Here is a 21,127-nt window from a genome sequence, read left to right on the forward strand (position 1 = left end):
GTCGTTGACAGTGTAATAGTGACAGTGTCATTGTGGAGGTATGAGCGACACCTGGACCATCGGCGAGCTGGCCGAGCACGCGGCGCGGGCGCTGCGCGCGGGCGCCCAGCCGGTCAACGGCCGGGTCCGCGACGTGCCCGGGGAACGCCTGATCAGGTGGTACACCACCATCGGCCTCGTGGACCCGCCCCTGACCCGGCGCGGCAGGATCGCCCGCTACGGCCGGCGGCACCTGCTGCAACTGGTGGCGGTCAAGCGCATGCAGGCGGCGGGGCACTCGATCGCCGAGATCCAGACGGCGCTGGCCGGCGCGACGAACGCCACGCTGGCGGCGGCGGCCGGGCTCGCCGACGTGCCGTCCGCGGGCGACGGGCGGGCGGTCCCTGGTTCTCCGCCGGACAGCCCGCGCTCGGCGGGGCCCGCGTCCGTCATCGCCACGACGACGAACGTGACGTCCGGCGGCGAGGCGAACGGGGCCTTCGACGGTCAGGCGCGTGCGGCGCGACGCCCGCCGGGCGGGCGGGCCGGAGGCGGCGGCGAGCCGGGGCGTGAAAGGTTCTGGGCCGAGCGGCCGGTCCGCCGCGCCCCGGCGGGGAGCGAACGCCCCGCCGACGTGGAAGCGGGGCATGCCGGGGGCGGGCCGGCCGCGGGGGTCGTGCTCGCGGACGGGGTGCGCATTGTGTGGGACGGGGGGCGGCCTCCGTCCGAGGACGACGTTCAGGCGGTGCTGGCGGCGGCCGGGCCGCTGCTCGCGGTGCTCGTAGAGAGGAGACTGCTGTGAAGATCACTTCGCTGGAGCCCGCACGGTGCCTGCCGGTGCCGGAGGCCGGGTTCGGCGCGCTGCTGACCGAGCGCGGCAACCTGCCGCTGGACAGCGTGGACGTGCACGCCGACATCGCCGGGCTCGTCGCCGGGGTCGAGGTCGAGCAGGGGTTCCGCAACCCGTTCGACGTCACGCTGGAGGCGACCTACGTCTTCCCGCTGCCCGACCGGGCGGCGGTGACGGCCTTCAGGATGGAGGCCGACGACCGGGTCGTGGAGGGCGTGCTGAAGGAGCGCGGCCAGGCCAGGGCCGACTACGACCAGGCGCTGCGCGAGGGCAGGCGGGCGGCCATCGCCGAGGAGGACCGGCCCGACGTCTTCACCATCAGGGTGGGCAACATCCTGCCCGGCGAACGCGTCTCGATCAGGCTGACCATGAGCCAGCCCCTCCCCTACGAGGACGGCGCGGCGACCTTCCGGTTCCCGCTCGTCGTGGCCCCGCGGTACGTCCCGGGCACCCCGCTCGACGGCGACCCGGCGGGCTCCGGGGTGGCGCCGGACACCGACGCCGTCCCCGACGCGTCGAGGATCACGCCGCCGGTGCTGCTGCCCGGCTTCCCCAGCCCCGTGCGGCTCTCGCTCACCGCCCGCGTCGACGCCTCCGGGCTGGACCTGCGGGAGGTGGCCTCCAGCCTGCACGTGGTCGAGGAGGACGGACACACCGTGCGTCTGCGTCCGGGCGAGCGCCTCGACCGTGACTTCATTTTGCGGCTGTCGTTCGAGGCGTCCACGTCCCTGCAGTTCGACGGGCGGGGGACGTTCGCGCTCACCGTCGTCCCGCCCGCCCTCCAGGCCGCCCGCGCGCCGCGGGACGTGGTGCTGGTGCTCGACCGTTCGGGCAGCATGGGCGGCTGGAAGATGGTCGCGGCGCGGCGGGCGGCGGCGCGCATCGTCGACACGCTGACCGCGCACGACCGCTTCGACGTGCTGACGTTCGACTCGGTGGTCGAGGCGGCGTTCGAGGGGCTGGTGGAGGCGTCCGACCGCAACCGGTACCGCGCGGTCGAGCACCTGGCGCGGGTCGACGCGCGCGGCGGCACCGAGCTGCTCGAACCGCTGCGCCGCGCCATCGCCCTCCTCGGCGCGCCCGGCGACAGGGAGCGGGTGGTGGTGCTGGTCACCGACGGCCAGGTGGGCAACGAGGACCAGATCCTGGAGCAGGCCGGCGGCGCGCTGTCGGCGATGCGGGTGCACACGGTCGGCATCGACCGGGCGGTGAACGCCGGCTTCCTCGGCCGGCTCGCCGGGCTGGGCGCCGGCCGGTGCGAGCTGGTCGAGTCCGAGGACCGGCTCGACGCGGCGATGGAGCAGATCCACCGCAGGATCGGCGCGCCGCTGGTGACGGACCTGGCCCTGAAGGGGCTGGAGACCGAGCCCGGCACCGTGACCCACCTCGGCTCGATCTTCCCCGGGGTCCCGCTCCGGGTGTACGGACGGTGCCGCGAGGGCGCCGAGGCCGTCACCGTGCGCGGCACGTCGGCCGGCGGGCCGTGGGAGGAGCGGGTCACGGGGGTGACCACCGGCAGTCCGGCCCTCCGCGCCGTCTGGGCCCGCGCCCACCTGCGCGAGCTGGAGGACCGGTACGCCATGGGCGAGCACGGCCTGGAGTCGCGGATAGTCGAGGTCTCGCTGGAGAGCGGCGTTCTGTGCAGGTTCACGGCGTACGTGGCGATCGACACGAGGCAGGTCGCGGAGGGCGCGCCCGAGCACCGGGTGATCCAGCCGGTCGAGCCGCCCAGCGGGTGGGAGCTGCCGCCGAACCCGTCCATGGGCGGGGGGTTCGTGGCGCAGGCGATGACGATGGCGCGTCCCGCGAGTGCCGCCCGGATGATGCCGCCGGCCCCGCCGGCCCCGCCGTCCTTCGACCAGGGCTTCGACCGGAGCCTCGACCAGGGCTTCGGCGCGCCGGGTCCGCTCGGTGGCCCCTCCCCGGCCGACGCCCCCTTCCCGGCCCCGCCTCTCGCGGGCGGCCCTGCCGGGCCTGCGCCGTCCGCACCCGGCTCCGGTGGCGGCCCTGGGCATGGAGCCTCGCCCAAGTTCGCGCCTCCGTCGTCGCCGCGCCCGGCGCACCGGCTGGAGTCGGTCAGGCCGCAGCTGAAGGCCGAACTGGACCGGCTCAGGGCGATGCGCGTACCGGACGCGCTGTACCTGGCCGACCTGGGCTCGCGCCTGGCGGCGCTGGCGGCGTACCTGGGCGGGAACGAGGCGCTGGCGACGCTGGCCCGCGACCTGGAGGCGGCCGAACGTCCCGGCACGGACCTGCGCGCCCTGCACGACCACGCCGTCGAAGCGCTGGCCACCCTCACCGGCACCCCCGCCGACCACTCCCCGGCCGACCCCACTCTCCCGGACACCCCCATCGCGCCGGGCGACCCCCTCCCCGAGGACGGCCCACTCGCCCCAGGGGACCCGCTGCCCAAGGACGGCCCGCTCGCCCCAGGCGACCCCGAGCCCGGCAAGCGCCACCGTCCCTTCTGGAAACGAGGCTGACGCTCACCTGACACCCCGGCAGCGCTGCACCACCCCGCAGCGCTGCCACCTCCGTCCATGAGCGGTCCGACGCGGGAACACGCCGCAGCGCGGCCCGACGGCGCGGCTGTGCGGCGTCGGGCAGTGCCCCAGCGGGCTGGGCGGTGATCGGCGGGGCTCGTGTTCACGGACACTTGGGGTGAATGGCTAATCGGCCACTAACAGGTCCAACCGTGCCGCACCGGACTTGGCGGTAGCGCCGTTTCCAGAACCGCCGTTTCCACCAAAGGCGGGGGATTCTGGATTCTTTGCTGATTTCGCTGCCTAATCATCTGCGAGCCCGACGTAATGGGCCGTGGCGGGCGTCCAGGGAACGATGGCACGCCATGACGGGTCCCGCTGTCGCGAACGACCCGGCACACCCGCGTACCGGCGCACAAATTCCCCCACGACCCATTATGAATTCCACGCCCGGCGATATCTCCGCCGCGATATTCAGGCGTCCCCGGGAAAAGGCGTGCCATTCCCATGTGCCACCATCCCCCGCGGCCTCCTATTCTGGACGGGTGAGCACACTCGTCCTGGACGGCGGCCTGTCCACGCATCTGGAGTCGCTCGGCGCGGATCTGCGCGACGAGCTCTGGTCGGCGCGCCTGCTGCTGGAGCAGCCCGAGCTGATCAGGCGGGTGCACGCCGACTACTACGCGGCGGGCGCCGACGTGGCGACCACGGCGAGCTACCAGGCCACCATCCCCGGCTTCCAGCGGCGCGGGCTCGACCGGTCCGAGGCCGAGCGGCTGATCAGGTTGTCGGTCGAGCTGGCCGGGCAGGCCCGCGACGAGGCCGGTCGCGGCCTGGTGGCGGCCTCGGTCGGCCCCTACGGCGCCTATCTGGCCAACGGCGCCGAGTACACCGGCGACTACGACCTCGACGAAGACGGCCTGCTGGCCTGGCACCGTCCGCGCTGGGAGATCCTGGCCGCCGCCGGCGCCGACCTGCTGGCCTGCGAGACCATCCCGTCCTACGCCGAGGCGCGGGCGCTGGCCGGGCTGCTGGCCTCCACGCCGGGGGTCAAGGCGTGGGTGAGCTTCTCCTGCCGCGACGCCGAGCGCATCAACGACGGCACCCCGATCGACCGGGCCGCCGCGCTGTTCTCCGGAAACCCGCAGGTGGTGGCGGTCGGCGTCAACTGCACGGCGCCGCGGCACATCCCCGGGCTGGTCGCCCGGCTGTCCGGCGGACTGCCCGTCGTGGTCTACCCGAACTCGGGCGAGACGTGGGACGCCGAGCAGCGCCGGTGGCTGGGCCTGTCCGACCCGGTGGAGTACGGTCTGGCCGCCAAGGAGTGGGAGCGCGCCGGGGCGTCGCTGATCGGCGGCTGCTGCCGCACGACCCCCGAGCACATCAGGCAGATCCGCGCCCACCTGACCTGACGCCCCCGGCCCAGGCCCCAGCAAGACGTCACCGGCACACCCGACGCCCCCGGCCGCCGTACGGACGATGCCCCGACCGCAGGACCCCGCGCACGCCGTACGGACGACAGCAAGGCCGCAGACCCCCACGCGTGGGCGCGCGGGGGTCCTGAGCGGCCGGAACGGGCGGTCGCTAGGCGGCGGCCGGAGCCGTGGTGCGGCGACGGCCGAGGAGGGCGTCGAGCGCCAGCGCGCCGCCGCCGGTGAATCCCACCGCCAGGCTCGCCGCCGCCAGCGCGAGGACGAACTCGTAGCCCCCTTCACCGGCCCCGAAGCCGCTGGAGCCGTGGACGAACACGATCGCCCCGATCATGTCGAGGGCCAGCAGCGTGCCCGCGATCGGCAGCGCGGCGCCGAGGATCAGCGCGATGCCGCCGAGCACCTCCAGCACCGCCACGGCCGGCGCGGCCACCCCGGCCAGGGGGATGCCCGCGGACTCGAAGAACTTCGTGGTGCCCGCGATGCCCATGTCGGCGAACTTCTGGTAGCCGTGCACCAGGAAGATCACGCCGACGGCGATCCTGGCCAGCAGCAGGGCGATGGGACGCGCCTGGTCGATCATGGACCCTCCAAAGGGAGTCGTTCAGATTTGAACAACCACTCTACCGGTAGTTCAAATCTGAACAACAAGTACACTTGGGACGTGACGGACACCCGCTGGCTCGACGAGACGGAGATGGCCGCCTGGCGCGCCTTCCTGTCGGCCTCCCACCTGCTCGAACGGCGCATCGAGGAGCAGCTCAAGGCCGCGGCCGGGCTGACGCACCCGCAGTACGAGATCCTGGTGCGGTTGTCGGCCGCCCCCGAGCGCCGGATGCGCATGACCGAGCTGGCCCGGGGCGTGGTGGTGTCGAAGAGCGCGCTGACGTACCAGATCACGCAGCTGGAGAAGGCCGGGCTGGTGGAGCGCGCCACGTGCCCGTCCGACGACCGCGGGGTGCTGGCGGTGCTCACGGAGGCGGGCGAGCGCTGCCTGGAACGCGTCGCTCCCGGGCACGTGGAGGTCGTGCGGGACTACCTGATCGACCGGCTCACCCGCGCGGAGCTGACCTCACTGACCAGCGCGATGACGAAGAGCGAACAGGCTCTCAGAAGCTGACCGCGAAGCCGCCGGGAACCGGCCGGAGAACGGACAGGCCCTCAGGAGCCGGTCTTGGCGGCGGCGCGGCGGGCGCGTTCCATCTCGACCCGGGCGCTGGCCGCGTACTTGTCGACGTACTCCTGGCCGGACAGCTCCATCAGCGCGTACATGATCTCGTCGGTGACCGCGCGCAGGACCAGGCGGTCGTCCTCCATGCCGTAGTAGCGGGAGAAGTCGAGCGGCTTGCCGAACCGGACGCCCGGCCGGATGCCGAGCTTGGGGAACAGCCGCCCGGGCGGCATCATCTCGTACGTGTTGACCATCGCCCACGGGATGACCGGCACCCGCGACTCCAGCGCCAGCCGGGCCACGCCGGTCTTGCCCTTGTAGAGGCGGCCGTCGGGCGAGCGGGTGCCCTCGGGGTAGATGCCGAGGACGTTGCCCTCGCGCAGGATGCGCAGGCCGGTGCGGAGCGCGGCCTCGCTGGCCTTGCCGCCGGAGCGGTCGATCGGCACGGTGCCGACGCCGCTGAAGAACAGCCGGGTGAAGAAGCCCTTGATGCCGGTGCCGGTGAAGTAGTCGGCCTTGCCGAGCGAGATCACCTTGCGGCGGATCTGCAGCGGGCCGAAGAAGTGGTCGGCGAAGGAGAGGTGGTTTCCGGCCAGGATCGCGGGACCCTGCTTGGGTACGTTGTCCCCGCCCTCCGTCCACGGGCGGAAGAGCATGAGGATCGGCTTCAAGATGGCCTTGACCACCCAGTAGAACACCCGGCCACCTCTTCCCCAGGACATCGTGATTGAGCAGAGTCATCTTCCCATCCCTGGCGAGATGCAACTACACCAGCTCTCGCACAATCACCCCTGAACGTGCGACGATCGGGCAGTTCCGGGATGAAATTGCGTCAAGGAGCTGTTATGCCGCTCATGCCAGGCGCGGAGCCCTACCACCACCGAGCGGGTCAGGTCGGTGTGCTGCTGTGCCATGGGTTCACCGGCACGCCGCAGTCGCTGCGGCCCTGGGCCGAGTACCTGGCGGGCCATGGGGTCAGCGTCTCGCTGCCCCGCCAGCCGGGGCACGGCACCACGTGGCAGGAGATGAACCGCACCCGCTGGGAAGACTGGTACGCCGAGGTGGAGAAGGCCTTCGCCGACCTCCAGGGGCGCTGCTCGGAGCTGTTCGTGGCGGGCCTGTCGCTGGGCGGCTGCCTGGCGCTGCGGCTGGCCGAGGTGCACGGTGACGCGGTCAGGGGCGTGGTGGTGGTCAACCCGTCCATCGCCAGTGACGTGCCGCTGCTGAGGCTGGCGCCGCTGCTGAAGTGGTTCCTGCCGTCGGTGCCCGGCGTCGCCAACGACGTCAAGAAGCCCGGCGTGACCGAGCTGGCCTACGCCCGCACGCCCGTCAAGGCGGCCGCGTCGCTGCCGGGGCTGTGGTCGCTGGTGCAGGCCGACCTGGCGAAGGTCACCCAGCCGCTGCTGGTCTTCCACAGCCGCGACGACCACGTGGTGAAACCGACGAGTGTGGCGATCATTCGCCAGAAGGTCCCGCAGGCCACGATCGAGGAGCTCACGGACAGCTACCATGTTGCGACGCTTGACAACGATGCCGACAGGATCTTTGCCGGTAGCCTCGACTTCATCCGGACACATGCCTCGGTACCCTTGCAGAGGGACTGATCGCACCCAGGGGGAAGTCGCGATCGCTGCGGAGAGGCCCATCTAGGTGACGCCCCAGAGTGACGAGGACGAGGTCTGGCGGCAGATCGTCGCGTCCTTCAACGACACAGCCGAGCGCGACTCGGCCGACCAGCCATGGCCGGACAGCGAGAACGTGCCCGCCGAGCCCACCCGCAGGGTGGTCAAACCGTCCGAGGAGCCCGAACTCGACCAGGACGCGCCCGACCACGACGAACCCGCCCGCGACGACGACGAGGACGAGGGGCACTTCGAGCCGCCTCCCCCGCCGCCGCTGCCCAAGCTCGACCTGCCCACCAAGCTCGCCTGGGTGGCGCTGTTCGGCGGGCCCGCCTACCTGCTGGTGGCGGCGATGGCCAGCTGGCAGATGGAGGGGTGGGCGCTGTTCACCGCGGTGGCGGCGTTCATCGGCGGGTTCGTGGCGCTGGTCGTGCGCATGGGCGACGGCCCGCCCAACGACTCCGGCTGGGACGACGGCGCCGTCCTGTAGGCCGGCCCGTCACGACTTGGCCGTGGTGGTGCGGGGGGCGAAGGACTCCACGACGTCGGTGTAGCGGTCGGCCGCGTCGACGGCGTGGCCGACCGCCCACAGCGCCCCCTTGCCGGCCAGGTAGGCCACCGCCTGGAGGCGTACGCTGCTGCGGCCCTTCTCCGCGGCGCCGCGGATGATCTGGCAGGCGTCCTTCTCGCAGCGCATCACGAACGGCTGGGCCGCCTGCTCCGGGTCGTAGCCGGTCATCCAGTAGCGGCCCTTGCCGTCGCCGGTGACGCCGTAGAGGCGGGCGCCGGTGGCCGGGATCGCCAGGCGCTGCCACCGCTTGCCGTTCCAGGTGAGCACGAGCGGCGAGATCTCGCCGGGGCCGTGGTAGACCCCGCCGACGGCCACCGCCCGCTTGGAGCTGTCGACCTGGATGTCCCGCAGGTAGCCGCCGGGGACGGCGGGCACGGACATCGACTTCCAGGCCCCCGACGTGTAGTGCATGATCAGCGGCGCGCCGCCGGTGTCGCCGACGGCGAAGCCCGAGGCGACCGCGTAGAGCGCGCCCTTCTCCTTGGTCTGCTGGACGGTCCAGGTGTTGCCCTGGCCGGTGAGGATGAGCCCGGACTTCTCCCGGCTGCCGACCGCGACCACCCGGCCGGACTTGGCGTCGATGCCGCCCAGCCAGTCGCCGGCGTGCAGCCCCTGCGGCCGGACCCGGTCGAAGCCGGTGACGTCGCCGTGGGCCAGGTAGGGCAGGCCGTCGTGGCCGTCGCCGACCGCCCACACGTCGGAGGCCCCGGCGGCGGCCAGGCCGCGCAGGTTGCCCGCGGCGGTGGCGTCGCGCACGGCCACCTCGTTCCAGGAGGTGCCGTTCCAGTGGCGGATCGTGCCGCGGTTCTTCCAGACGTCCCAGATCTCCTGCTGGCCGACCGCCCACACGTCGCCCGGCGAGACGGCGAGCACGTCGGAGAGCGAGCCGTCCGCGTCGAGGCGCGCGCTCGTCGACTTCTGCCACGCCTCGGCGGCGGGGCGGGGCTCGGCATGCGCGGCGGGCGTGACCTGCGGCAAGGCCACGGACGTCGCCAGAAGGACGGAGAGCGCACGCCGCTGAGAGCGACGGGTCATGAACAAATGCTACGGGCTGGCCCGGGCGGCTCGCCCGTCAGAGTCCAACCTGCAACTCGGCGAGCACCGGCAGATGGTCGCTGGCCCCGGCCAGATCGGCGTTCCCGGCCGCCACTCCCCCGCAGGACAGGACGCGTGCCTCGCGCGCGGCGAACACCGCGTCGATGCGCTCGGCGGGCCGCGCGGCGGGGAAGGTCAGCCCGTCGCCCGCGGGCGCGACGGCGTGGCAGTCGGACAGCCGGGCGGCCAGGAGACGCCAGGCCGGCTGGTGCCCCCGCTCGTTGACGTCGGCGCCGACGACGACGGCGGCGTCGTGCGCGGCGGCCGCCCGTTCCATGAGGGACATGGCCTCGCCCGCGTGCCGCAGCCGGGCGGCGCGGTGCAGGTCGAGGTGGAGCGAGCCGACGGCCAGCCGCGCGCCGCCGATCTCGACGACGGCGACGGCCAGCACCCGGCGTTCCAGGCCGGGGAACGCCTTGAGCCGGTGCAGCCGCGCCTCCAGCACCCGGGCCCGCGGCCCGGCCAGCACGCACACGCCGCCGGCGCGTCCCGGCGTGGCCACGCGCAGGCCGCCGGCCTCGGCCAGGGCCCGGCGCCTGGCCCGCCACCGGGCGAACCTCGGCGCCTCCTGGACGCACACCAGGTCGGCCCGCATGGCGGCGAGCACCCGGCGCAGCGCGGGCACGTCGTCGCGCATGCTGCGCACGTTGTACGAGGCGACCCTGACCAGCACGCCGTCGCGCATGCCCCGCGCGCCGGACGGGGGAACCACGGCCGGCACGCGCTAGCGCCGCCTGGCCAGATCGGCGGCCCCGACCACCCCCGCGGACGCGCCCAGCTCGGCCAGCCGGATGTCGGCGAGCGGCCGGTGGCCGTGGCCGGTGAGCTGCCTGGCGAACACCTCGCGGGCCTCGTCGAGGAACAGGTCGGCGGCCCGAGAGACGCCGCCGCCGACGATGAAGCAGCCGGGGTCGAGCACGGCGGCCAGGTCGGCCATGCCCTGCCCGAGCCAGTCGGCCAGGCTGCGGAAGGCGGCCAGCGAGGCCTTGTCGCCCAGCCGGGCGGCCTCGGTCACCTCTTCGCCCTCGATCCGGCCGCCGGCCAGGCCGAGCAGGATCTCGGCGCGGTCGGGCTGCCGGGCGGCGATCTCCCTGGCCTCCTTGACCAGGGCCTGGCCGCTGGCGTACTGCTCCCAGCAGCCGATGTTGCCGCAGCCGCACACCCGTCCGTCGGGCACGACCTGCATGTGGCCGAGCTCGGCGCCCATGCCCCAGCGGCCGCGGTAGAGGGCGCCGTCGATGACGATGCCGCCGCCGATGCCGGTGCCGAGCGTCAGGCAGACCACGTGGGACTGGCCGCGCCCGGCGCCGAACCTGGTCTCTCCCCAGGCCATGGCGTTGGCGTCGTTCTCGATCACGACGGGCAGGCCGACCAGGTCGCTGATCTTCTTCTGCAGCGGCTCCTCGCGCCAGGCGAGGTTGGGGGCGAAGCGCACGATCGAGCGGGTCTCGTCGACGAACCCGGCCGCGCCGACGCCGACCGCCTCGACGTCCCTGCCCTGCGACAGCTCGCGGACGACGTCCGCGACCGTGTCGGCGACCACGTCGGGCCGGTCGGCCGCGGTCGGCCTGAGCGTGTGTTCGACGATCTCGCCGTTGTCGTCGACCACGCCCGCGGCGACCTTGGTACCGCCGATGTCGACACCGATCGTGAGCATGCCGCGTGTCTCCCTATCCCAGATCTATGTGTTCCACGTCGCCGCGATCGCGGTCACGGGTGTCGCGCGGCCCGCGGGGGGCGGGCCTGCTCAGCGCGTCGAACGCCCCGCGCACCGCGGCGAACAGCTCGCCGCCCGCGGCCACCAGGTGGCCGGTCACGTCGGAGCCCGACTCCCGCTGCGCCGCGATCGCCCGGCACACCGGGCAGGCGCGGCAGATGTACTCGTCGTGGGGCTCGGACACCGCCTCGCTCCACACGTCCCGCTCCTTGCGGGCGCCGCCGCCCGTGAAGGAGTTGTAGACGGTCTTGCCGACCTGGCGCGTGGCGCGCCCCTGAATCGTCTCGAACAGCTTGCGCGCCTCGTCGGCCACGGTGCCGATGGGGTCCCTGTCGTTGTTCTCGGTCATCTGGCCCTCCCTGCGTATGGTTCGCTCATCCTGCTCAACTCATTCGGAGCCGGATTCGCTCCCCACACTGAACCGTATTCTCAGCGCGCCGTCGCGGAGCACGGCGGAGCCGATCTTCCTGCGGGCCAGCGCCGCGGGCAGCGCCAGGATCCTGCGGTACGGGCCGGCGGTGATGATGAGCTCGTCGCCCTTGCGGGCCAGGTCGACGTCGTCGTGGTCGGCGCCGGGCAGGGCGAGCGTCAGCTCGTCGGCGCTCAGCCGCAGCGGCGGCTCGACGGCGGGCGCCGCGAACGGGTCGGTGTCCCCGTAGACGGAGGCGCCCACCTCGGCCAGCGCGCGCCGGCCGACCGGCTCGGCGGGCAGGTACGGAACGGTGTGGACGGGCAGCGGCGCGAACGACTCCTCGGCCTCGGCCAGCAGCCTGGCCTGGGCGCTCACCCAGTTGGCCCGCCACTCGTCGGCGCCGCCGGCCGGGAAGACGCGGTTGGCGATGACGGCGTCGACGCGGTAGCCGTACAGGTTGAGCGAGGTGAGGGTGCGCCTGGCCTCGGCGAGCACCACGGCCTCGGGGGTGAGCACGAGCCGCACGGACGCGCTGTCGCCGGTGAGCAGCTCGCGCACCTCCATCAGCCCGCGGTGGAACCGCTCGGCGGCGTTCATGACGTCGTCGCCCGGCGCGCTGACCCGGGCCACGCTGCGCATGAACGGCGAGACGACCTTGACCAGCTTGCGGCCGACCGGCATGAGCCTGGTGACGTGCCAGTCGAGCGCCTCGGGCAGGGCCAGCAGCCGCAGCGTCTCGGCGGTGGGGGCGCAGTCGATGACGATGACGTCCCAGGCGCCGTGGCGGGCGTGCTCGCGCAGTTCGAGCAGGGCGATGACCTCCTCGGCGCCGGGCAGCACGGTGATCTCCTCGGAGGTGATGTCGTCGAGGCCGAGCTCGGTGAGCACGCCCCTGGCGTAGTGCTGCAGGTCGCCCCAGTGGCGCTCCAGGGTCTTCTGCGTGTCGACCTGGTGCAGGTGGAGGCCCGGCGCGATCTCGCCGGGCTCGACGGCGAGCGCGTCGGCCAGCGAGTGGGCGGTGTCGGTGGAGACGATCAGCGTCTTGAGCCCGCGTTCGGCGGCCAGCGTGGCGGTCGCGGCGGCGGCGGTGGTCTTGCCCACGCCGCCCTTGCCGGTGAAGAGCAGGACCCGGGGGCTCACCGGGTACGGCCCTCGACGCGCTTCTTCAGCCCCTTGAGCGCGGTGTCCACGATCACCTTCTCGGCCTTGCGCTTGATCATCCCGATCATGGGCACCGTGAGGTCGACGGTGAGCTCGTACGTCACGTCGGTGCCACTGCCCGTCTCGGCGAGCTGGTAACTTCCGCGCAGGTCGCCGACCATCTTGCCCGGCTCGACCACCTGCCAGCGCACGTTGTCGTCGCCGTCCCAAGTGTAGGCCAGGGTGTAGGTGTCGTTGATCACGCCCGCGTCGAGGACGAACCGCACCTGCTCGGGCCGCCCGTCGGCGCCCGTACTGACGACCTCGGCGCGCTTGATCGATCCGGCCCATTCGGGATAGGCGGGAAAGTCGGCGATGACCGCCATGACCTCTGCGCGGCCGGCGCCGATGGTGGTGCTCGAAGTGGTGCGATCAGCCATGCGACCACCGTAATGCAGAATCCGCCCGTTGCGGCGGAGCGCCGGTCACGGGCCGCCCAGCTCACCATTCCAGGACGAACGGCTCACCATTCCAGGACGAACGGCTCTCCTTTCCCGCGGAAGTGGCCGACGTTCACGCACTCGGTGCGGCCGACGCGGGCGCGGCGGTGCAGGGGCTGGTGGACGTGGCCGAACAGGGCGTAACGCGGCTGGGTGCGCCGGATGGCCGCCAGCGTGGCCTCGCTGCCGCGCTCGAAGCGCCTGGCCACGACGTCGTAGAGCAGCTCGGGCAGGGCGGGCGGGATGTGGCAGCACAGCACGTCGACCTCGCCGATCGCCTCGACCTTGGCGGCGTACTCCTCGTCGCCGATCTCGTACGGGGTGCGGTAGGGGGTCTTGAGACCGCCGCCGACGAAGCCGAAGCGCAGGCCGCCGATCTCCACCACCTCGCCGTCGAGCACCTGATGGCCCGGTTTGAGGTAGTCGGGCCACAGGCGGGGAATGTCCACGTTGCCGTAGGTGAGGTAGGCGGGGGTGGGCATGGCGGCGAAGAGGGTGGCGTACTGGGCGCGCACGTTGCGCTCGATGTGCTCGCGCGGGTCGCCGTCGAGGGTGGCCCACAGCCGCGCCGACATGGCCCTGGCCTCCTCGAAGCGCTTGGCCGTGCGCAGGGCGATGAACTCGGCGGCCCGCTCCGCGCCGAACAGGTCGGCGAAGATGCCGTTGGCGTGGTCGTCGTAGTCGATGAAGAGGATCAGGTCGCCCAGGCACACCAGCGCGTCGGCGCCCTCGCCCGCGCGGGCCAGCGCGTCGGCCCTGCCGTGCACGTCACTCACCACGTGGACCCTCATGGGGAAATCCTAGGTGGGACGGCTGCTAGCGTGATGAACGCCCTTCATAACGCTCCCATGACGATGCTACCGGCGCGTAACTTAAGGCGGTAACGTCCAGGCGGTCCCCGTAGAGGAGTTGAAAGTTCGTGCGCGAGTACAGCGTCCCCGTCCTGGTCGATGTGCCTGCCTCAGCAAGCCTGCCGGACACGGTCTTCGACCGGGCCGAGCGGGAGCCCGGCACCGTGATCATGCGCCGCAAGACCGACGACGGCTGGCCCGTCGTGACCGCGGGCGAGTTCCGCGACCAGGTGGTCGAGGTGGCCAGGGGGCTCATCGCGGCCGGGATCGAGCACGGCGACCGGGTCGCGCTGATGTCGCGCACGCGTTACGAGTGGACGCTGGTCGACTACGCCCTCTGGTCCGTCGGCGCGGTCACCGTCCCCATCTACGAGACCTCGTCGGTGGAGCAGGTCCGGTGGATCCTGGCCGACAGCGAGGCCAAGGCGGCCTTCGTCGAGCTCGACGCGCACGAGGAGACCGTCCGCGAGGCCGCGCCCGAGCTGAAGGCCGTCTGGCGGGTCGAGGGGCGGCTCGACGCGGAGGGCGTGCCCGACTCGGCCGTGGAGGAGCGCAGGAAGAAGGTCGTCGCCGCCGACCTGGCCACGATCGTCTACACCTCGGGCACCACCGGCCGTCCCAAGGGCTGCCGGATCACCCACGACAACCTGCTGTTCACCGCGCTCAACGTGCTGCGCGGGCCGCTCGACCGGCTGTTCAGCTCGAACGCCCCGGCGGCGCTGCTGTTCCTGCCGCTCGCGCACATCTTCGCGCGGATGATCCAGGTGGTGCTGGTCGAGGCCGGCGCGATCATGGCGCACACCCCGAACATGAAGAACGTCGCCCCCGACCTCCAGGACTTCAAGCCGACGTTCCTGCTGGGCGTGCCGCGCGTGTTCGAGAAGGTCTACAACGGCGCCGAGCAGAAGGCCGCCGCGGGCGGCAAGGGCAAGATCTTCGCCCGCGCCGTCGACGTGGCGGTGGCCTGGAGCAAGGCGGAGGCGTCCGGCGGCGCGCCGCTCGGCCTGCGGCTGCGTCACCTGCTGTTCGACCGGCTGGTCTACGCCAAGCTGCGGGCGGCCACCGGCGGCCGGCTGTCGGCCGCCGTCTCCGGCGGCTCGGCGCTCGGCGACCGGCTCGGCCACTTCTTCCGGGGCGTCGGCATCGAGGTCTTCGAGGGCTACGGCCTGACCGAGACCTCCGCCCCCATCTCGGTCAACATGCCGGGCGGGAACAAGATCGGCACGGTCGGCAAGCCGCTGCCCGGCGTCTCGGTCCGCATCGGCGACGACGGCGAGATCCTGGCCAAGGGCCGCAACGTCTTCCACGGCTACTGGAAGAACGACGCCGCCACCGCCGAGGCGGTCGACGCCGACGGCTGGTACCACACGGGCGACGTCGGCGAGATCGACGCCGACGGCTACCTGCGCATCACCGGCCGCAAGAAGGAGATCCTGGTGACGGCCGCGGGCAAGAACGTCGCCCCCGGCCCGCTGGAGGACGCGCTGCGCGCCCACCCGCTGGTGTCCCAGGCGATGATCGTCGGCGAGGGCCGTCCGTTCGTCGCCGCGCTGGTCACGCTCGACCCCGAGGCGACGCCCGCCGGCCGCAGCGCGGCCGAGCTGCGCACCGACCCGGCGATCCTGGCGCAGGTGCAGGAGGCCGTCGACCGGGCCAACGGCACGGTGTCGAAGGCCGAGCAGATCAAGAAGTTCACGATCCTCGACACCGACCTCACCGAGGAGAGCGGCCACCTGACGCCCACGCTGAAGGTCAAGCGCAACCTGGTGATGCGCGACTACGCCAAGGAGATCGACGAGCTCTACGGCCACTAGCCGTCAGGCGGCCCCGACCAGCTCACCGGCCGGCTCATCGGCCGGGTCGCCGGCCCGCTCGGTCGCGGTCAGGATCGCGGCCAGGGCCTGGCGGGTGGCCTGGAGCTCGGCCAGCTGCTTGTCCAGGCCGGTGAGCCGGCCGCGGAGGGCATCGAGGGTACACGCGTCCAGCACCTCGCCGGAGCCGGAGGCGCACGGGAGCACGTCCCTGATCACTTTGGTCGGCAGTCCCGCGGCGAGCAGCGTGCGGATGCGCCGGACCACGACGGGCGCGTCCGCTCCGTAGCGCCGGTGACCGCCGTCGGCCCGGTACGAGGTCAGCAGCCCCTGCTCCTCGTAGTAGCGCAGCAGCCGGGGGCTGACCCCGGTCTCCGCGGAGAGCGCGCCGATCTTCACGTGATGCTCCTCACACCCGCTTGCATCTCACATCGATGTGAGCTTCTAGCGTGACGCCCATGAGAGAAATTCCTCGCAAGACTGTACAGACGTTCACCATTGGCGGAGACCTGGAGGTGCGCCGGATCGGCTACGGGTCGATGCGGCTGGCCGACGCCCCCGACCCCGCGCGGTCAGCGATGGAGGCGCCCATCTGGGAGGCGCCGGCGGACCGGGCGGGCGCCGTGGCCGTGTTGCGCCGGGCGGCCGAGCTGGGCGTGAACCTCTTCGACACCGCCGACTCCTACGCGCTCGGCGCCAACGAGGAGCTGATCGCCGAGGCGCTGCACCCGTACGGGGACGGCGTGGCGGTGGCCACCAAGATCGGCGTGCTGCGGCCCTCGCCCGCCGAGTGGGTGCCGCTCGGCCATCCGGCCTATCTGCGCCAGCAGGCCGAGCTGAGCCTGCGCCGGCTGCGGGTGGAGCGCATCGACCTGCTCCAGCTGCACCGCCTGGACCCGGCCTACCCGCTCGCCGACCAGATCGGCGCGCTCAAGCAGCTCAGGGACGAGGGCAAGGTCCGGCACATCGGCCTGTCGGAGGTGAGCGCCGAGGAGCTGCGCCAGGCGGCGGAGATCACGCCGATCGCGGCCGTGCAGAACATGTACAACCTGGCCACCCGGCAGCACGAGGACGTCGTGGATCACGCCGCCGCGCACGGCATCGCGTTCCTGCCGTTCTTCCCGATCGCGGCGGGCTCCCACGCCGGGCCCGGCACGCCGCTGGCGGCGGCGGCGGCCGAGATCGGCGTCACCCCGGCCCAGGCGTCGCTGGCCTGGCTGCTGCGTCGCTCCCCCACGGTGATCCCGATCCCGGGCACCTCCTCGATCGGGCACCTGGAGGAGAACGTGGCGGCGCTGTCGGTCGAGCTCACCGACGAGCAGTACGACCGGCTGTCGGCGGCGGCCGCTTGAGGCCGCCGTCCGGCAGCGGGGGCGCGGCGCGGCCCCGCAGCCGGCGACGGGCCCCGTCTCGCGACGGGCCTCATCTCGGGACAGGCCCCATCTCGCGACGGGCCTCATCTCGGGACGGGCCGTGCCTCGGCCAGGACGAGCCGGCCCGCCCGCTCCGACAGCGCCTGCCTGGCCGGCCCCGGCAGGCCGGTGTCGGAGACGACCACGTCGGCCTCGCCGAGCTCGGCGATCGTGCTGATGCCGACGGTCCCCCACTTGGTGTGGTCGGCCAGCACGACGAGCCGGGAGGCCGCCTCGACCAGCGCGCGGTCGGTCTCGGCCTCCATCATGTTCGGGGTGGTGAAGCCCGTCCTCGCGGTCATGCCGTGCACGCCCAGGAAGAGCAGGTCCACGTTGAGCCGGCGGATCGCGGCGACCGCGACCGGGCCGACCAGGGCGTCGGACGGGGTGCGCACGCCGCCGGTGAGCACGACCGTCTGGTCGGGACGGCCGGCGTGCTGGAAGACGTCGGCGACGCGGACGGAGTTCGTCACGACGGTCAGGCCGGGGACCTGGCCCAGGTGGTGGGCGAGCGTCCAGGTCGTGGTGCCGGCCGACAGGGCCACGGCCGTGCCGGGGCGCACGAGCGCGGCGGCGTGCCCGGCGATGGCCTGCTTCTCCGCCTCCTGCTGCACGGACTTGGCGGCGAAGCCGGGCTCGTTCGTGGCGCCGATGGTGGTCGCGCCGCCGTGCACCTTGGCCAGCAGGCCGCGCTCGGCCAGCAGCTCCAGGTCGCGCCGGATCGTGATGTCGGAGACGCCGAACGTGCGCACCAGGTCCACGACCCTGACGCCGCCGTTCTGCCGGACGAGGTCCAGGATCGCCTGCTGACGCTGCGGGGCGAGCATCGCATCACCAGATCCAAACAGGTTCCGACACATCCCGTCCGCATCATGACATGACACCGACCTGGTGAATGCGTCGAAAACGTCATGAAACAGTGCGTTGACAGCGGTAGGGCTTCGTCTTTCGATGAATGGGTGTGAGCGAACTCGGGGGAATCTGAAGGGTCCGGCAAGGAGGAACCACCATGGACCGACACATGCCGATCTCCCGCCGCCGTCTACTCCTCGGAGCCGCCGCGTTCGGCGTGCCCGCCGTCCTCGTCGGGTGCGGGTCCGGCAGCCCCTCCACCGGGCCCGGCAGGTCGTCCGGCGGCGGGACGGGCACGGTCACGATCGGCTCGAACGCCTCCGACGAGGTGCCCAAGAAGGCCCTGGAGACCGTGCTCAAGGGCTTCACCCAGGCCGTCCCGAAGGTCAACACGGTCGACCACAACACGTTCCAGGAGAACATCAACCGCTATCTCAAGGGCACGCCCGACGACGTGTTCACCTGGTTCGCCGGCTACCGGATGCGCTTCTTCGCCGAGCAGGGCCTGGCGACCGACATCTCGGACGTCTGGCGGGAGATCGGCGGCGACTACACGCAGGCGTTCAAGGACCAGTCGACCGGCACCGACGGCAAGCAGTACTTCGTGCCGTTCACCTACTACCCGTGGGCCGTCTTCTACCGCAAGAGCCTGTGGCGCGCCAAGGGGTACGAGCCCCCGAGGACCCTGGACGAGTTCACCGCCCTGGCCAGGAGGATGAAGGCCGACGGGCTGGTCCCGATCGCGTTCGCCGACAAGGACGGCTGGCCGGCGATGGGCACGTTCGACATCCTCAACATGCGCACGAACGGCTACGACTTCCACATCTCGCTCATGGCCGGCAAGGAGTCGTGGACCGACCCCAGGGTCAGGCAGGTCTTCGACACCTGGCGGGGGCTGATGGAGTACCACCAGCCGGCCGCGCTCGGGCGCACCTGGCAGGAGGCCGGGCAGTCGCTCGCGCAGAAGAAGACCGGCATGATCCTGCTCGGCATGTTCGTCGCCCAGCAGTTCCCCGAGGCCGACCGCGACGACATCGACTTCTTCACCTTCCCCGAGATCGACCCCGCCCACGGCACCGACTCGATCGACGCCCCCATCGACGGCTACATGATCTCGGCCAAGGCCCGGAACGTGGACGGCGCCAAGGCCCTGCTCAAGCACCTGGCCAAGGGCTCGTCCCAGAACGAGGCGACCAAGCTCGACCCGGGCACGCTGGCGTCCAGCTCCAAGGCCGACACCAGCGGCTACAGCGCCCTGCAGAAGCGCGGCGCCGAACTGGTCTCCCAGGCCACCCATCTGGCGCAGTTCCTCGACCGCGACACCCGGCCGGACTTCGCCTCCACCGTGATGATCCCGTCCCTGCAGGCGTTCGTCGGCGCGCCGAACGAGATCGACTCCCTGCTGGCGGGCATCGAGAAGCAGAAGGCCAACATCTTCCGCTGATGACCGTCAAAACCCGTCGCTACTCCGCCCGGGACGTGACCGTGCTGGTCATCGGGCTGGGGATGGCCGTCATCGTCAACGTGGGCCTCATCTGGGGGCCCGCGCTGGCCTCCGTCGCGCTGTCCGGCACCGACTGGAACGGCATCGGGCCGATCGAGTGGGTGGGCGGGCGCAACTACCACGACCTGGCCACCGCCTACCCGCCGTTCTGGTCGGCGGTGCGCAACAACGTGTTGTGGCTGGGCTTCCTGGGGCTGGTCGCGACGCCGTTCGGGCTGTTCTGCGCGGTGCTGCTGGACCGGCGGCTGCGCTGGTCGCGGGTCTACCAGAGCGCGCTCTACCTGCCGGTCGTGTTGTCGCTGGCCGTGGTGGGCTTCATCGCCCAGCTCGTCTACTCCTCCGACTACGGCGTGCTGAACGCGGTCACCGGCCTGACCGTGGACTGGCTGGGCGACCGGTCGATCAACATCTGGGTCGTGATGGTCGCGGCCGGCTGGCGGCACGTCGGCTACGTCATGATCATCTACCTGGCCGGGCTCAAGGCCGTGGACCCGGCGCTGAAGGAGGCCGCCGCCATCGACGGGGCCACCGAGGCGCAGGCCTTCTTCCGCGTGGTGTTCCCGACGCTGCGGCCGGTCAACGTGATCGTGCTGGTCATCACCGTGATCGAGGCGCTGCGCGCGTTCGACGTCGTCTACGCCGTCAACAAGGGCAGGAACGGCCTGGAGCTGCTGTCGGTGCTGGTCACCGAGAACATCGTGGGCGAGGCCGGCCGCATCGGCTTCGGCTCGGCCATCGCCGTGATCCTGCTGGTGATCTCGCTGGGGTTCATCGTCACGTACCTGTCGCAGCTGTTCAAGGAGGAGCGATGACGCTCACCGCGCCCGCCGCCGCTCCCCCGGCCCAGGACCGGCGGCCGCCCGCGCGCCGGCCCGTGCGGCCGCTGCGCGTCCTGCTGCACGTCTTCCTCGCGCTGGTCGCGCTGGGCTGGGTGCTGCCGCTGGCCCTGTCGGTCTACGCCTCGCTGCGGCCGTACGCGGAGACGGCCCGGCTGGGCTACCTGTCGGTGCCCGAGCACCTCACGCTGGGCTACTACGCCGAGGCGTGGAGCCGGGCCGAGCTGCCCCGCTACTACCTGAACACGCTGATCATCGTCGTCCCCGGGGTGCTGGTCACGCTCTTGCTGGCCTCGTTCACGGCGTTCGCCGTCGCGCGGGTGCGCGTCCCGGGGCGCAAGGCGCTGCTGATCGTGTTCACCGCCGGGAACCTGATGCCGCCGCAGGTGCTCATCACCCCGCTGTACACCCTCTACACGCTGGTGCCGCTGCCCGCCTGGCTGTCGGACTCCCAGTCGCTCTACGACTCCTACCTCGGGCTGATCCTCATCCACGTGGCGTTCCAGTTCGGCTTCTGCGTCTTCGTCATCGCGAACTTCATGCGGACGATCCCGGAGGAGATCACCGAGGCGGCGCTCGTGGACGGCGCGAGCGTGTGGAAGCGCTACTGGCGGCTCACGCTGCCGCTGTGCAGGCCGGTGCTGGCGGCGCTGGCCACCCTGGAGTTCACCTGGATGTACAACGACTTCCTGTGGGCGCTGGTGCTGATGTCCTCGGGCGACAAGCTGCCGGTGACCTCGGCGCTGAACAACCTGCGCGGCCAGTTCTTCACCGACTACAACCTGCTGGCGGCCGGGTCCCTGCTGGTGGCGCTGCCCACGCTGGTCGTCTTCCAGCTCCTGCACAAGCAGTTCGTCGCCGGGCTCACGCTGGGCTCGACCAAGGGCTAGG

The 21,127-nt window shown here is 72.2% G+C and carries 22 protein-coding genes; 11 read left to right on the forward strand and 11 right to left on the reverse strand.

Features of this window, described 5'->3' with window-relative positions; genetic code table 11:
- The first annotated feature begins 40 nt into the window (after positions 1–40).
- The 3 genes from ACWEJ6_RS17540 (at position 41) to mmuM (ending at position 4,724) form a co-directional block, all read left to right on the forward strand.
- The gene (locus ACWEJ6_RS17540; RefSeq protein WP_452424642.1) at positions 41–781 is read left to right on the forward strand and encodes a helix-turn-helix domain-containing protein; all 741 of its coding nucleotides are present in this window, start codon (positions 41–43) and stop codon (positions 779–781) included.
- A complete protein-coding gene (locus ACWEJ6_RS17545; RefSeq protein ID WP_452424644.1) occupies positions 778–3,312 on the forward strand; it encodes a VIT domain-containing protein in 2,535 nt (844 codons plus the stop codon). Before ACWEJ6_RS17540 ends, ACWEJ6_RS17545 begins: the two co-directional genes overlap by 4 nt.
- Positions 3,313–3,857: 545 nt before the next feature.
- The gene (gene mmuM / locus ACWEJ6_RS17550; RefSeq protein WP_352353249.1) at positions 3,858–4,724 is read left to right on the forward strand and encodes a homocysteine S-methyltransferase; all 867 of its coding nucleotides are present in this window, start codon (positions 3,858–3,860) and stop codon (positions 4,722–4,724) included.
- A gap of 172 nt (positions 4,725–4,896) precedes the next feature.
- Here mmuM and ACWEJ6_RS17555 read toward each other — a convergent pair whose 3' ends face one another.
- Positions 4,897–5,325, reverse strand: coding sequence for a DoxX family protein (locus ACWEJ6_RS17555; RefSeq protein WP_452424647.1), 429 nt, complete (start codon positions 5,323–5,325; stop codon positions 4,897–4,899).
- Positions 5,326–5,406: 81 nt separating this feature from the next.
- Between ACWEJ6_RS17555 and ACWEJ6_RS17560 the strand changes: the two genes are divergently transcribed.
- Positions 5,407–5,862, forward strand: a complete 456-nt coding sequence (locus ACWEJ6_RS17560; protein ID WP_352353253.1) for a MarR family winged helix-turn-helix transcriptional regulator — start codon at positions 5,407–5,409, stop codon at positions 5,860–5,862.
- A gap of 41 nt (positions 5,863–5,903) precedes the next feature.
- Here ACWEJ6_RS17560 and ACWEJ6_RS17565 read toward each other — a convergent pair whose 3' ends face one another.
- Complete coding sequence (locus tag ACWEJ6_RS17565; protein ID WP_387666209.1) at positions 5,904–6,611, reverse strand: lysophospholipid acyltransferase family protein; 708 nt, start codon at positions 6,609–6,611, stop codon at positions 5,904–5,906.
- Positions 6,612–6,758: 147 nt separating this feature from the next.
- On the opposite strand from ACWEJ6_RS17565, the gene ACWEJ6_RS17570 reads away from it, so the two are divergent.
- Positions 6,759–7,517: an alpha/beta hydrolase gene (locus ACWEJ6_RS17570; protein ID WP_357967798.1), complete on the forward strand. Its 759-nt coding sequence runs from the start codon at positions 6,759–6,761 to the stop codon at positions 7,515–7,517.
- A gap of 46 nt (positions 7,518–7,563) precedes the next feature.
- Complete coding sequence (locus ACWEJ6_RS17575) at positions 7,564–8,025, forward strand: hypothetical protein (RefSeq protein WP_452424650.1); 462 nt, start codon at positions 7,564–7,566, stop codon at positions 8,023–8,025.
- A 9-nt stretch (positions 8,026–8,034) separates the two neighbouring features.
- Here the strand turns inward: ACWEJ6_RS17575 and ACWEJ6_RS17580 are convergent, their stop codons facing one another.
- The 7 genes from ACWEJ6_RS17580 to ACWEJ6_RS17610 form a co-directional block, all read right to left on the reverse strand.
- Positions 8,035–9,141, reverse strand: a complete 1,107-nt coding sequence (locus tag ACWEJ6_RS17580) for a hypothetical protein (RefSeq protein WP_387666201.1) — start codon at positions 9,139–9,141, stop codon at positions 8,035–8,037.
- Positions 9,142–9,178: 37 nt separating this feature from the next.
- Positions 9,179–9,913 (reverse strand): endonuclease/exonuclease/phosphatase family protein, encoded by a 735-nt coding sequence (locus tag ACWEJ6_RS17585; RefSeq protein WP_452424652.1) that lies wholly within the window; start codon positions 9,911–9,913, stop codon positions 9,179–9,181.
- Between the two features lie 12 nt (positions 9,914–9,925).
- Positions 9,926–10,858 carry an ROK family glucokinase gene (locus ACWEJ6_RS17590; protein ID WP_387666196.1) on the reverse strand — a complete coding sequence of 311 codons (933 nt, stop codon included), beginning with the start codon at positions 10,856–10,858 and terminating at the stop codon, positions 9,926–9,928.
- Between the two features lie 13 nt (positions 10,859–10,871).
- Positions 10,872–11,267: a DUF5304 family protein gene (locus ACWEJ6_RS17595; protein WP_357967786.1), complete on the reverse strand. Its 396-nt coding sequence runs from the start codon at positions 11,265–11,267 to the stop codon at positions 10,872–10,874.
- Between the two features lie 39 nt (positions 11,268–11,306).
- Positions 11,307–12,470 (reverse strand): ArsA family ATPase, encoded by a 1,164-nt coding sequence (locus ACWEJ6_RS17600; protein ID WP_452424655.1) that lies wholly within the window; start codon positions 12,468–12,470, stop codon positions 11,307–11,309.
- Positions 12,467–12,910, reverse strand: coding sequence for an SRPBCC family protein (locus ACWEJ6_RS17605; RefSeq protein ID WP_352353271.1), 444 nt, complete (start codon positions 12,908–12,910; stop codon positions 12,467–12,469). Before ACWEJ6_RS17605 ends, ACWEJ6_RS17600 begins: the two co-directional genes overlap by 4 nt.
- An 83-nt stretch (positions 12,911–12,993) precedes the next feature.
- Positions 12,994–13,761 (reverse strand): metallophosphoesterase family protein, encoded by a 768-nt coding sequence (locus ACWEJ6_RS17610; RefSeq protein ID WP_387666192.1) that lies wholly within the window; start codon positions 13,759–13,761, stop codon positions 12,994–12,996.
- 128 nt (positions 13,762–13,889) lie between these two features.
- On the opposite strand from ACWEJ6_RS17610, the gene ACWEJ6_RS17615 reads away from it, so the two are divergent.
- On the forward strand, positions 13,890–15,635 hold the full coding sequence (locus ACWEJ6_RS17615; RefSeq protein ID WP_452424658.1) for an AMP-dependent synthetase/ligase: 1,746 nt from the start codon (positions 13,890–13,892) through the stop codon (positions 15,633–15,635).
- A 3-nt stretch (positions 15,636–15,638) separates the two neighbouring features.
- Here ACWEJ6_RS17615 and ACWEJ6_RS17620 read toward each other — a convergent pair whose 3' ends face one another.
- Positions 15,639–16,031, reverse strand: a complete 393-nt coding sequence (locus tag ACWEJ6_RS17620) for a MerR family transcriptional regulator (protein ID WP_452424660.1) — start codon at positions 16,029–16,031, stop codon at positions 15,639–15,641.
- A 59-nt stretch (positions 16,032–16,090) separates the two neighbouring features.
- Here ACWEJ6_RS17620 and ACWEJ6_RS17625 point away from each other — a divergent pair, with 59 nt between their 5' ends.
- On the forward strand, positions 16,091–16,984 hold the full coding sequence (locus ACWEJ6_RS17625; RefSeq protein ID WP_452424662.1) for an aldo/keto reductase: 894 nt from the start codon (positions 16,091–16,093) through the stop codon (positions 16,982–16,984).
- Positions 16,985–17,088: 104 nt separating this feature from the next.
- Here the strand turns inward: ACWEJ6_RS17625 and ACWEJ6_RS17630 are convergent, their stop codons facing one another.
- Entirely contained in the window at positions 17,089–17,871 is a 783-nt protein-coding gene (locus tag ACWEJ6_RS17630) for a DeoR/GlpR family DNA-binding transcription regulator (protein WP_452424664.1), read from the reverse strand.
- Between the two features lie 182 nt (positions 17,872–18,053).
- Here ACWEJ6_RS17630 and ACWEJ6_RS17635 point away from each other — a divergent pair, with 182 nt between their 5' ends.
- The 3 genes from ACWEJ6_RS17635 to ACWEJ6_RS17645 are packed head-to-tail and all read left to right on the forward strand — an operon-like array spanning position 18,054 to position 21,126.
- Positions 18,054–19,340: an ABC transporter substrate-binding protein gene (locus ACWEJ6_RS17635; protein WP_452424666.1), complete on the forward strand. Its 1,287-nt coding sequence runs from the start codon at positions 18,054–18,056 to the stop codon at positions 19,338–19,340.
- A complete protein-coding gene (locus ACWEJ6_RS17640) occupies positions 19,340–20,212 on the forward strand; it encodes a carbohydrate ABC transporter permease (RefSeq protein WP_352322927.1) in 873 nt (290 codons plus the stop codon). Before ACWEJ6_RS17635 ends, ACWEJ6_RS17640 begins: the two co-directional genes overlap by 1 nt.
- Positions 20,209–21,126, forward strand: coding sequence for a carbohydrate ABC transporter permease (locus ACWEJ6_RS17645; protein ID WP_358294118.1), 918 nt, complete (start codon positions 20,209–20,211; stop codon positions 21,124–21,126). The genes ACWEJ6_RS17640 and ACWEJ6_RS17645 overlap by 4 nt, the downstream gene beginning before the upstream one ends.
- The last annotated feature ends 1 nt before the right edge of the window (position 21,127 follow it).

The organism is Nonomuraea sp. NPDC004702, assembly GCF_053601695.1.